The following is an 11,883-nucleotide window of genomic DNA, read 5'->3' on the forward strand; positions in this document are numbered from 1 at the left end:
CGTTGTCATTATGGATGGTGCGGGATGGCATACTGAAGATATTGCGGATAAATTTGAGAACATTAGCCTCATTAAACTTCCACCCTATTCGCCAGAGTTAAATCCAATCGAACAAGTGTGGAGTTGGTTAAGGCAACACTGTCTAGCCAATCAAAGCTTCACAGATTACGGTGACATTGTTGATGGAACCTGTTTTTGACGAGTCCCCAAAGGGTATCAAAAATGTGTTCAAGAGAGTGGATCAACCTGACCAGTTAATTTTCCAGTTTGGTATTACTGCAATATCTGCCTTGAAACAACGATTTTTCCAGCGCAAATACTTGATCAACTACTTATCCAGTTTGGTATTACTCAAAAGTAAATTTTGAATCGCCAGATAAACAAAAAGCGCCGCCCGAGGGCAGCGCTTTTGCAAAGATTGAAACAATCTTACTTCTTGATGCGAAGAACTGGAGTTTCACCCACAGTTGTTGCGCCAGAAAGCTTGTTCAGCTCTTTGATTTCGTCCATGTTAGAGATAACAACTGGAGTAAGAGTTGATTTCGCTTTCTCTTCTAGAAGTGCTAGATCGAATTCGATAACAGTGTCACCAACTTTAACTGTCTGGCCTTCCTCTGCGATGCGAGTGAAGCCTTCACCTTTAAGCTCAACAGTGTCGATACCGAAGTGAACGAATAGCTCGATGCCGTCGTCAGACTCGATAGAGAAAGCGTGGTTTGTTTCGAAGATCTTGCCGATAGTACCGTTTACTGGTGCAACCATTTTGTTGCCAGCAGGTTTAATAGCGATACCGTCACCAACGATTTTCTCTGCGAAAACAACATCTGGCACATCTTCGATGTTTACGATTTCACCAGAAAGTGGTGCGATGATTTCGATAGCACCAGTTTCAGCGTTGTCATCAGAAACCAGCTTCTTCAATTTGTCAAACAGACCCATATCGTTGCTCCTAAGCGTTTTTATTCTATCTGCAGCTATATTAGCAGATGGTCTTTTCTGCGATGAATTTTTCTACGTGAGCTTCAATTTCAGCAGCAGTCGGCATAGCAAGCGCTTGCTCAGCCATTGCTTTAACATCAGCGAAATTAGCGTTGCGGATAATCTTTTTAATACGTGGAATCGAAATTCCGCTCATGCTGAATTCGTCCAAACCCATACCTAGAAGCAGTAGGGTTGCACGCTCATCACCCGCTAGCTCGCCACACATACCTGTCCATTTGCCTTCTTTGTGAGAAGCGTCGATAACTTGCTTGATCACAGTTAGGACTGCAGGTGATAGTGGGTTGTAAAGGTGAGAAATCAGCTCATTACCACGGTCAACAGCAAGAGTATACTGGGTTAAGTCATTAGTACCAATACTAAAGAACTCAACTTCTTTTGCCAGGTGGTGAGCGATTGCTGCAGCAGCAGGTGTTTCAACCATTACACCGATTTCGATGTTTTCGTCGAATGGCAAGCCTTCAGTGCGAAGTTCTGCTTTGTATTCTTCAATCGCTGCTTTTAGTTCGCGGATTTCTTCAACAGAGATAATCATCGGGAACATGATGCGGATCTTGCCGTGCGCAGATGCACGTAGGATACCACGAAGCTGGTCACGTAGGATTTCGCGACGGTCAAGACTGATTCGAACCGCACGCCAGCCTAGGAATGGGTTCATTTCTTGTGGCAGATCCATGTACGGTAGATCTTTGTCACCACCGATATCCATAGTACGGATGATCACTGGCTCGCCATGCATTGCTTCGGCAACGTCTTTGTATGCTGCGTATTGCTCTTCCTCGGTAGGAAGTGCATCGCGGTCCATGAACAGGAACTCGGTACGGTACAGGCCAACACCTTCACCACCGTTACGATTAATACCGTCACAGTCTTTTACTGTACCGATGTTACCGCAGACTTCCACTTGCTTGCCGTCAAGAGTGATAGCTGGCAAATCTTTCAGTTTTGCTAGCTCTTCTTTCTCGGCAATGTTTGCATCACGGATCGCTTTGAATTGGGTTACTTCAGCGTCAGATGGGTTGATAACAACCTTGTTGTTGATTGCATCAAGAATCAGCATATCGCCGTTCTTAACCTGAGCTGTAATGTCGTTTGTACCTACGATAGCAGGTAGCTCTAGAGAACGGGCCATGATAGAGGTGTGCGAAGTACGACCACCGATATCAGTGATGAAGCCAAGTACGTAATCTAGGTTGATTTGCGCAGTTTCAGAAGGTGTCAGGTCGTTTGCAACCAGGATAACTTCTTCATTGATTGCGCTTAGGTTGACGATGCTGATACCCAGTGCGTTTTTCACAAAACGGTTACCGATATCGCGGATGTCGGTAGCACGTTCTTTTAGGTATTCATCATCCAATGACTCAAGCGTTGCTGCTTGCTCTTCGATAATGCTGTAGATAGCAAGATCAGCAGAGGCATTGTTTTCTTTAATGAAGGCTATGATTTCTTCTTCTAGCTCTTCATCTTCCAGCAACATGATGTGGCCTTCAAAGATGGCTTCCTTCTCTTCACCGAAGGTCACACGTGCTTTTTCTTTGATAACTTCTAGTTGCTCAGAAGATTTTTTTCGAGCGTCGAAAAAACGTTGAATTTCGCTCTCAACTTGGTCCGCAGTGATTGGCGTTTTGTTTAGAACAATCGCTTCTTCCTGCAAAAGTAGTGCTTTACCAAAAGCAATACCAGGAGACGCCAGGATACCTGAAATCATAGCCTTACCTTAAAATATACTTGAAACTAGGGGAAGTAATAAACAGACTGCGTATTAGTGCAGTTCGTCCATTAGAGCAACTAGGTGGTCAACAGCTTGTTGAGCCTGAGCACCTTCAGCAGCGATAGTTACTACTGTGCCTTTAACTAGACCTAGAGTCTGAAGCTTGAATAGGCTCTTAGCGCTTGCACTTTTGCCGTTTGAAGTCACTGTGATGTCAGCGTCGAAAGATTTTGCTTCTTTAACGAACTGAGCAGCTGGACGAGTGTGTAGACCGTTTTCTGCAGTGATCTCAACTTGCTTCTGATACATTTTTCACCCCGATATAGATATTATTTATTTAATATTAACGTAACTGAAAGTAAGCTTAACCTGTTTACGCTAAGCTCGCTAACTGGGATTATAAACTACCCAACAGTTCGGTGTTTGAGATTAATCCAAGTCAATTTTTAGTGACTTTTCTCGCTTTTCTAACTTCGGCCAGTTTGTTTTTTGACCTTTTATTTTGAAGCTGGAAATAAACACAACGGATTTATATTAAAGCTACGACCAAAATGCAACAAAAAGCCCCCCCGTAGGGAGGCTTTTTAGGCGAATTTGGAGTGGTAACACCTAAAAGTGTGATCACTGTTGGGTTTCTTTGTCGGTGAAGATACCGGCAAACAATGCAGTTGAAAGGTAACGTTCACCTGAACTTGGTAGCACAACAACGATGTTTTTGCCGGCAAATTCCGTACGTTCGGCGATGCGATTTGCTGCTACCACTGCCGCGCCAGAAGATATACCAGCCAAGATGCCTTCTTCTTCCATTAGGCGGCGTGCCATATCAATCGCATCTTCTGAGCTCACAAGCTCAACTTCGTCAATCAAATCAAGTTCAAGGTTGCCAGGAATGAAGCCTGCACCAATACCTTGGATTTTGTGCGGAGCCGGTTTGATCTCATCACCATTAAGCGCCTGGGTGATAACCGGTGACTCGGATGGTTCGACAGCAACCGTCGTAATCGCCTTGCCTTTCTGCTGTTTGATATAGCGGCTAACACCGGTCAGTGTACCGCCGGTACCGACACCTGAAACGAACACATCAACGTCGCCTTCGGTCGCATCCCAAATTTCAGGACCGGTTGTTTTTTCGTGGATTTCAGGGTTGGCTGGGTTATTGAACTGCTGAAGCAACAGGTATTTATCAGGGTTGGAAGCGACAATTTCCTCTGCCTTCTCGATAGCACCTTTCATGCCTTTTGGTGCTTCGGTCAGAACAAGGTTTGCACCTAGCGCCTTTAGCAGCTTACGGCGCTCAAGGCTCATGCTCTCTGGCATGGTTAGCGTTAGCTTATAGCCTCGGGCTGAAGCAACAAACGCAAGAGCAATACCTGTGTTACCACTTGTTGGTTCAACAAGCTCAACACCTTCTTTTAAAATACCTTTCTTCTCGGCGTCCCAAATCATATTGGCACCGATACGACATTTAACGCTGAAGCTAGGGTTACGGGCTTCAACTTTAGCCAATACGTTTCCTTTACTGACTCGGTTAAGGCGAACGAGCGGAGTGTTACCAATTGTCAGGGAGTTATCTTCGTAGATCTTGCTCATTGTTGTCGTTCCTTCGTAACGCGTTTAAAAACATAAGACACGTTAAGCATAACCTTTAAACGACGTTTGCAAAGTAATTTGTAGTTATATCTTATTGTTATATGGGACTACTAGGAATGACAAACTGGTTTCTAGAGAAGGAGAGGAAAGTGGGATCCTAGGAACTCTATATCGAGGAACTAGGACCCAACGCTTTTCTTAATAGTGACGGTGCAGCTCGCGGTAGTGGTCGACCCACATGGCGGTTGCGCCACACACCGCAACCGGCATTACAAACAAGTTGACGATAGGGGTCATGGTGCACACCATGACTAAACTACCAAAGCTCAATGATGTACCGCGTTTGGTTTTCAATGCGTCGCGCATGGTCGTGAAAGGGACCTTGTGGTTGTCAAACGGGTAATCGGCGTACTGGATACTCATCATCCAGGCACTGAACAAGAACCACAGTATCGGGCCAACAGTCTGGCCTACGGCGGGGATCCACAGCAAAATGAACAGCCCGAGTGCTTTGGGCAGGTAATATTTCAGCTTGATCCATTCACGGTGCATGATCCGCGGAAAATCTTTCATTACCTCGGTGATACCAGTATCGGGTGCCTTCTGGCCTGTCAGCTTGGCTTCGAGGTGTTCGGCGAGGAGTCCATTGAAGGGCGCGGCGATCCAGTTGGCTATTGTACTGAACAGATAGGAGAAGGTGACCAAGGTCGCAATGGCAAGCAGTGGCCAAAGTAGGTAGGACAGCCAATCGAGCCAGCTTGGCAGCTGGTTCATCCAACCGTCTATCCATGTTCCTAACTGGCTTAGCACTAAACCAAATGCCGTACCGAACAGAACGATATTAATCAGTAGAGGGAAAAGCACGAAGCGTCGTGTGCCTGGTTGGGTTGCCAGCGAAATTCCACGAAAGAAATAACCGGCACCACTCAACGGGGCTGAAAGTTGGGGGTGGGGCTGCCGGGACGATTGCATATTGGCTCCTTGGCAAATAATCAGAATACAGACATAAATGATCAGTGTTGGCAGTGATAGTAACGGTGATTAATAGTTATAAGCAAATTAACGCCGCATAGCGTCGGCTGGATATTGGCAAAAACGGTCAAAGCTTGTTCATTTTTGTGCTCGGTAGCACTATCTTGCACGAATAACGACATTCGTCTTCTCATTCTGATTTGAGTTTTGATACATTAGAGTAAAGTTAAGTCCATAATGAATGTTGTAAACGACTTCACTGAAGGACTGTCGTTGGTTTTTTAATTTGCACTTTATTGTCATAATGTCATGTCAGTTTGTGATAAAAAGTGCCAAGCTAAGTCGTTGAGGTTACACACTGGCTTGCCAGTGGATGTAATCCAGATATTGATTTGCCCGGTTATGGGTTACAAGTAAATTCAGAGTATTCATATGCAGGAATTGCGTCTGGTTCTTATTATTGTCGGTGCGCTCGCTATTGCAGGATTGTTGCTTCACGGATTGTGGAGTAGTCGGAAGGAAAAGCCTGCAAAATTTGGTGAGAAGCCACTGGGTAAGTTGAACAAGGCTTCCCGAGATTCGGAAGGTTTTGATAAGGATGGTGTAGGCAGCGTTAGGGTCTTAGGCTCTGAAAATGCGTCTGCTGAAGCGCCTCGTCAGGAAAGGAAAGAGCCAGAATTGCACTTTGGTGCGAAGCTGGATGCTGACCCGCTATTGGACGGACAAGTCGTTGCGACTCCAGCACCTGCGCCTGTACAAAGTGAAACGACGTCTGTTTCTGAAGCTAAAAACATGCCAGCCGAAGAGCCTGTGGTAGAAAAAGTGGTTGTGCCTGCGTCTTTGGATAATTCGGTGCCAGCCGAACCACAGTCTCATGCTCAAACTGAGCCGCAAGCCTTGAAGCAAGAGCTGATCGCGCCACAGCCTCCTATCCAGCAGCAGCCTAACAAGAAGGCCGCTGAAAAGGTCGAACCTGTTTTAAATGTTGAAAGTGCTGAGCAAGTTACTTTTGATGAAACTGCATCCATTGAGTCAATCGAAAGTAATCAGCAAGTTGTTCAACACACAGTTAGTTTAACTGAGCAAGAGCAGAATGTTTCTTCTGCAGAGGTTGAGGTTGCAGCCCCTGAATTGAGACAGCCTGCCGATACAGTTGAAATGGCAGCGCCTGAGCCTGTCGTTGAACCGACTTTAGAAGAAGCCTCGAAGCCAGTCGAAGAGCCAAAACAACCAGCGGAGGCCGAAGTACTTCCTCCTGACTATCTGGTGCTGAATATCCATGCTCGAAATGGTGAGTTATTCCGCGGTAGCCGACTTTTTAACGCTTTTGAGCAAAACCACCTGATTTTTGGTGAGAACTCAGTCTATCATCGCCATGTTGATGCGGCTGGTACAGGGCCTGCGATCTTTAGCGTTACTAACATGGTCCATCCGGCGCATTTCCCTGAAGGCGGTAGTGATAGTTTTGAAACGCCGGGAGTTGCATTTTATTTGATGCTTCCTTGTGCGGTTGGTCGGGCAGATCAGAGCTTTAACATTATGTTGCAAACCGTTCAGCGTATTGCGGATAGCCTTGGTGGTGATGTGCTTGATCATGAGCGTAACCTGATCACCCCCCATAGGATCAGTGGCTATAGAGATAAAGCCCAGCGCTATACTGTTAACTGATCCGCTATAACCACATTGAGTGGAACGAATACAAATTGGCCCTTTATACGTTTTGGTATAAGGGGCCTTGTTTTTTTATATCCTTTTCCGAGCTAGCCCTAGAGGGTAAAGCGACTTGGTATTAGAACAGGTACATATATGAGTCACGACATTCAGCAGCAACTTGACGAGTTGCGTGAACTTCTCGCCTATCACGGTCACCGCTATTACGTAGAAGACAACCCGGAAATTCCTGATGTTGAATACGACCGTATGATGCAGCAGTTGCTGGCACTTGAGGCTGAATCTCCGGAGCTTGTAACTGTGGATTCCCCAAGTCAGCGAGTCGGTGGCAAGCCGCTTGACGGCTTTACCCAGATCACCCATGAAATTCCGATGCTGTCGTTGGACAATGCGTTCAATGATGATGACCTTCATGCCTTTGAAAAGCGAATGTTGGATCGCTTGTTGTCGGAATCCTCGCTGACTTACTGCTGTGAGCCGAAACTAGACGGCTTGGCAGTAAGTTTGATGTATGAAAATGGCGTATTGACCCAGGCTGCCACCCGAGGTGATGGCGCTACGGGGGAAAATATTACTGAGAATGTGCGTACTATCCGCTCGATACCGTTGAAACTTCGCGGTGAAGGTTGGCCGGCTCGTCTTGAAGTACGTGGCGAAGTCTTCATGCCGAAAAAAGGTTTTGAAGCGCTGAATGAAAAAGCGTTGAAGAAAGGCGAAAAGGCTTTTGCCAATCCTCGTAATGCAGCGGCAGGTAGTTTGCGTCAGCTTGACTCAAAGATCACCGCGACTCGCCCTTTGAGTTTTTATGCCTACTCCGTGGGTGTCGTTGAAGGTTTGGAGTTGGCACCAAGTCAGTATGAACGCTTGGTCCAGCTTAAAGGATGGGGTCTGCCGATGTGCCCGGAAATTCGCCAGTTGGCCAGTATGGATGAGGTGATCACTTACCATCAGATGATCGGCGATAAGCGTGAAGCCCTGCCGTATGAAATCGACGGTGTGGTGATCAAGATTGATGATGTTGCGCTTCAGCAGAAGCTAGGTTTTGTCGCTCGTGCTCCTCGCTGGGCCATTGCCTATAAATTCCCAGCTCAGGAAGAACTCACAATATTGAATAACGTCGAGTTCCAGGTGGGTCGAACCGGTGCAATTACCCCGGTGGCAAAATTAGAGCCCGTCTTTGTTGGTGGTGTGACTGTCAGTAATGCAACGCTACACAATGCCGATGAAATCGCCCGTCTTGGCGTAATGGTCGGTGATACGGTAGTGATCCGCCGGGCCGGTGATGTGATCCCACAGATTGCCTCTGTTATTGAATCCCGTCGTCCAGCCGATGCAAAGCCGATTGTTTTTCCTGAATCTTGCCCGGTGTGTGATTCAAAAGTTGAGCGAGTGGAAGGTGAAGCGGTTGCTCGTTGTTCTGGCGGTCTATTCTGCCAGGCACAACGAAAAGAAGCCTTGAAGCATTTTGTATCTCGTAAAGCATTGGATGTGGATGGCTGTGGCGTAAAAATCATTGAACAACTGGTTGATCGCGAAATGGTGGCAACGCCTGCTGATCTGTTCAAGCTATCAGCGGGTGTCGTCACTGTGTTAGAAAGGATGGGGCCGAAGTCTGCACAGAAGCTAGTGGATTCACTGGCTGCCTCTAAGCTAACCACACTTGCACGTTTCTTATATTCGTTAGGTATTCGAGAAGTGGGCGAGGCAACAGCGGCTAACTTGGCTGCTCACTTTGAAACCTTGCCAGCGATTGAAGCCGCAAGCAAAGAGCAGCTAATTGAAGTCTCAGATGTCGGTGAGATAGTTGCTGCCCATGTTTATAACTTCTTCCGTGAGGCGCATAACCTGGCTGTGATTGAGGATCTTATTGCGGTAGGAATCCATTGGCCGGCGATTGAAAAGCGCGATGATGATGTTGAATTACCCCTAGAAGGGAAAATCGTTGTTTTGACCGGCAGCTTGTCGCAGTTAACGCGTTCAGATGCGAAGGCTGCACTGCAAAACCTGGGTGCCAAGGTAACCGGAAGTGTTTCTAAAAAGACGGACCTACTGGTTGCTGGTGAAGCTGCAGGGTCAAAATTGACCAAAGCTCAAGAGCTTGGCATCGAAATCTGGGATGAACAGCAGCTTGTAGACTTCATGGCTCGTTAAAAACGTTAAAATATAATTTATTGACGGAATTAACGTTAAGCAGCTCTAAGGCTATGTCCTTAGAGCTGTTTTTTTATGGTTATAGTATTTTTTTGTAGTTATTTTTCGTCTCGAAATCAGAGGGGCTTTTCAGCTGTTATGGGACTGTCAGAAAGGATGTAATCAATTACAAAGGAATGTGTCAAAAACATCCCCAAACAATAAACAACAAGAGGTAATGCAATTAAGTGTTTGTTTTTATTGATTTACTAGTTGTTGCTTGCTTTTGAATGAGCTGGGTTGATCCGGATCACTAATCGCCCCAAAGTTTGCACTGAGTCATATTTTTTAAACAATAAATTAAGTTCTGTTTGATGTTTTTTGCTGTGAAAGTAGTCTTAGGGGGGAAGTTAGACAGCAGTTCAGCTTAAAACGAAAAAATATGAATTGGTCGGGAAACTACCCGGCTAACATATCGGGAGAGTTACTTGTTGCCCACGGCGGCCAACCTTTTGGGCACAAGTAAACACAGCTAGTATTTTTAGGAGTTTATTCCATGGATAAGATGTTCAAACGTTCTCTATTGGGTGCGGCTATTGCAATGACCGCAGTAGCAGGCAATGCGAATGCAGCAATCGAACTTGCTGGTGAGAGCGTAGTGCTATACGGTCAGGCAGCAGGTAGTTTGCAATTATGGCAAGCTGATGCAAAAGGTGCAGAAGACAACACTGTTGTTGAAATCGAATCTCGTCTAGGCCTACGTGGTAAAGTTGCCTATGACAACTTTGGTCCTGCTTTCATCTACCAGATTGAAACAGGTAACGCTTGGAACCGTGAAGGTAACGGTGATGGACAAGGTTCGTTTGGTGGTCGTGATACATACCTAGGTCTAGAGTTTGATAACTTCGGTCAAATTAAAATCGGTCGTCAGCTAGTCGCTGCTTACGATTACGTCGATTGGCCTCACTCAAACCCAGGTCTTGGTAACGTGTTCGATTGGCACAATGCTATGGACGTTGGCTTCCAAGACCGTGCTAACGACGTTGTCCGCTACGACTCAGCTAACTGGGGCGGCTTCAAGATGCAAGCGACCCTAAGTGGCATGACAGAGACAAACGATGCACTAGTATCAAGTATCGCTGCAGGCTACACCACAGACATGTTCAATATCCATGCGGGTTACTACAACCAAGCATCGTACACGGACAGTGATGGCGAAAAAGCTGGCGATGTGTCTTATGCAATCCTTGGTGGTACTTTGTGGGTCGGTGACTTCCAATTCACCGCGGCGTATAAGCCAATGTGGGATGATAAGACTGACAATCAGCAAGACGCCTACTCTGCAACTGCACAGTACATCATGAACGATAAGTGGGTATACAAGCTGGGTTATGCTGCTACAACGGATGCCGATAATGCTATAGACCTTGAAGATGGTCGTGGCCTCACAAAAGACACTGCATCTCAAGCAATCACAGGTCGCCTAGGTTACTTACTACCAAGCACTTACCTGTTCTTGGATGTTCGTAACTACGACATGTTTGGTAATAGCGATGAGCATGACGGTACACGTATTCTATTAGGTGCTGAATACTACTTCTAAGTCATCTTAGACATGGTATAAACACAACTGCGAGCATCGGAATCAGGTGCTCGCTTTTTTCTTCTAGGGGTAGATATGATAAACACACTGAAAACCTTTATTGCCACTACTGCTTTACTATCTGCTGGAATAGCCAACGCGGCAGTAGAGGTAACATTTGATAAAGACTTGGAATTGCTGGTGGCCAATGGGGAGTCGATGGGACTTCTTGCCAAAAGCCCTGAATCAATAACGTTGGATAATGGCGCTAATCAATTAGTGGTCCGAGTATCGAAGCTTGTGTCATATAGCGGTGAATATAAAAAGCTCATTTCAGAACCCGTCGTGCTGACGTTTGATGTTGAAGACACTGAATTATCAGTCGGCCCAACCAGGCATATTGTCCGTGACCATCAAATCAATGGCTTTGATAAAAATCCTGTGATGAAAATTGATGAAGGAAGCCAATCTTTTGACTCTTTTCATCAAGGTATTCTACTTCGCACGTCAGGTATGATGCGCGATTATGTCAAAGAGCTTGACGATTATAACCTTGCTCAAGGCTTTGTTGCTAAAGATGTAAGACCACAGTTACTTCTAACCAGCGCATCAGGGCCAGCTGTTGCGACTAAGCCACAACAAATCCAGCCTGAAGTTTCATTAGCGGTAAATGATAACGCTTTGATCCTTCTGCAGGCCGATTATCTTCGCCTGACGGCTGAACAGAAACAAACCTTCCTGCATTGGGCACAGTCTCAGTAACTGCAGAAAAATTCTACGGGAGTGGGGGTATGATTACCACTCCCTATTCAAAGTGCTATTTAACTTTGCCATTCTTCTGAATCTTGCAAATCATCAGTGGCATATACTCAACTTTACCATCGGGCAGGATACAGTCGATCCAAGGGCCAGCAGCTGAAGAGGCTTTTGCACCACCAGAGCTTGAGTTAGCCATTGCATTACCTGATAAAAATAAGAATGTTGCCATTGCTATAGCAATTACACTTTTCATAATAACCTCAACTTTATTAGATGAATTAGAGTAAGCCTTCCATTGCTTAAATTCAGATAATTAACTCCGTTGCTTATCTCTCCAATTCAGTTTATGTATAGGATAAGTGAAAGGTCAAAAAAATTTCGAAAATTAACCTAAATTTATACAAATAAATAAGTCTGGCGATTTATTTTTGTTTTGTCCTTATAGATCAATCTCTTATGTCTTTGGTTT

At 45.6% G+C, this 11,883-nt stretch carries 10 protein-coding genes and 1 pseudogene; 5 read left to right on the forward strand and 6 right to left on the reverse strand.

The window, feature by feature from the left end:
- Positions 1-258 (forward strand): annotated as a pseudogene (locus NHN17_RS09370) (transposase); the annotation flags it as partial.
- Positions 259-429: 171 nt separating this feature from the next.
- On the opposite strand, the gene crr reads toward NHN17_RS09370, so the two are convergent.
- The 5 genes from crr to cysZ form a co-directional block, all read right to left on the reverse strand.
- Positions 430-939: a PTS glucose transporter subunit IIA gene (gene crr, locus NHN17_RS09375; RefSeq protein WP_255042107.1), complete on the reverse strand. Its 510-nt coding sequence runs from the start codon at positions 937-939 to the stop codon at positions 430-432.
- Between the two features lie 40 nt (positions 940-979).
- Positions 980-2,707 carry a phosphoenolpyruvate-protein phosphotransferase PtsI gene (gene ptsI / locus NHN17_RS09380; protein WP_255042108.1) on the reverse strand — a complete coding sequence of 576 codons (1,728 nt, stop codon included), beginning with the start codon at positions 2,705-2,707 and terminating at the stop codon, positions 980-982.
- A gap of 54 nt (positions 2,708-2,761) precedes the next feature.
- Entirely contained in the window at positions 2,762-3,019 is a 258-nt protein-coding gene (locus tag NHN17_RS09385; RefSeq protein ID WP_255042110.1) for an HPr family phosphocarrier protein, read from the reverse strand.
- Between the two features lie 312 nt (positions 3,020-3,331).
- On the reverse strand, positions 3,332-4,300 hold the full coding sequence (cysK, locus tag NHN17_RS09390) for a cysteine synthase A (RefSeq protein ID WP_255042111.1): 969 nt from the start codon (positions 4,298-4,300) through the stop codon (positions 3,332-3,334).
- Positions 4,301-4,498: 198 nt separating this feature from the next.
- Positions 4,499-5,272, reverse strand: coding sequence for a sulfate transporter CysZ (gene cysZ / locus NHN17_RS09395; protein WP_255042113.1), 774 nt, complete (start codon positions 5,270-5,272; stop codon positions 4,499-4,501).
- A gap of 432 nt (positions 5,273-5,704) precedes the next feature.
- Between cysZ and zipA the strand changes: the two genes are divergently transcribed.
- From zipA to NHN17_RS09415, 4 genes are all read left to right on the forward strand, one after another.
- Positions 5,705-6,940: a cell division protein ZipA gene (gene zipA, locus NHN17_RS09400; RefSeq protein WP_255042114.1), complete on the forward strand. Its 1,236-nt coding sequence runs from the start codon at positions 5,705-5,707 to the stop codon at positions 6,938-6,940.
- 138 nt (positions 6,941-7,078) lie between these two features.
- Positions 7,079-9,094 (forward strand): NAD-dependent DNA ligase LigA, encoded by a 2,016-nt coding sequence (gene ligA / locus NHN17_RS09405; protein WP_255042115.1) that lies wholly within the window; start codon positions 7,079-7,081, stop codon positions 9,092-9,094.
- Between the two features lie 535 nt (positions 9,095-9,629).
- A complete protein-coding gene (locus tag NHN17_RS09410; RefSeq protein ID WP_255042116.1) occupies positions 9,630-10,676 on the forward strand; it encodes a porin in 1,047 nt (348 codons plus the stop codon).
- Positions 10,677-10,751: 75 nt separating this feature from the next.
- On the forward strand, positions 10,752-11,417 hold the full coding sequence (locus NHN17_RS09415; protein WP_255042117.1) for a DUF2057 family protein: 666 nt from the start codon (positions 10,752-10,754) through the stop codon (positions 11,415-11,417).
- 55 nt (positions 11,418-11,472) lie between these two features.
- Here the strand turns inward: NHN17_RS09415 and NHN17_RS09420 are convergent, their stop codons facing one another.
- Entirely contained in the window at positions 11,473-11,667 is a 195-nt protein-coding gene (locus NHN17_RS09420; protein ID WP_255042119.1) for a hypothetical protein, read from the reverse strand.
- Positions 11,668-11,883 lie beyond the last annotated feature (216 nt).

It is taken from the genome of Photobacterium pectinilyticum, assembly GCF_024357955.1.
Classification (GTDB): Bacteria; Pseudomonadota; Gammaproteobacteria; order Enterobacterales; family Vibrionaceae; genus Photobacterium; species Photobacterium pectinilyticum.

Coding starts and splice junctions, on each gene's coding strand:
- crr (WP_255042107.1), bottom strand. CDS start 939: ATGGGTCTGTTTGACAAATTGAAGAAGCTGGTTTCTGATGACAACGCT.
- ptsI (WP_255042108.1), bottom strand. CDS start 2,707: ATGATTTCAGGTATCCTGGCGTCTCCTGGTATTGCTTTTGGTAAAGCA.
- NHN17_RS09385 (WP_255042110.1), bottom strand. CDS start 3,019: ATGTATCAGAAGCAAGTTGAGATCACTGCAGAAAACGGTCTACACACT.
- cysK (WP_255042111.1), bottom strand. CDS start 4,300: ATGAGCAAGATCTACGAAGATAACTCCCTGACAATTGGTAACACTCCG.
- cysZ (WP_255042113.1), bottom strand. CDS start 5,272: ATGCAATCGTCCCGGCAGCCCCACCCCCAACTTTCAGCCCCGTTGAGT.
- zipA (WP_255042114.1), top strand. CDS start 5,705: ATGCAGGAATTGCGTCTGGTTCTTATTATTGTCGGTGCGCTCGCTATT.
- ligA (WP_255042115.1), top strand. CDS start 7,079: ATGAGTCACGACATTCAGCAGCAACTTGACGAGTTGCGTGAACTTCTC.
- NHN17_RS09410 (WP_255042116.1), top strand. CDS start 9,630: ATGGATAAGATGTTCAAACGTTCTCTATTGGGTGCGGCTATTGCAATG.
- NHN17_RS09415 (WP_255042117.1), top strand. CDS start 10,752: ATGATAAACACACTGAAAACCTTTATTGCCACTACTGCTTTACTATCT.
- NHN17_RS09420 (WP_255042119.1), bottom strand. CDS start 11,667: ATGAAAAGTGTAATTGCTATAGCAATGGCAACATTCTTATTTTTATCA.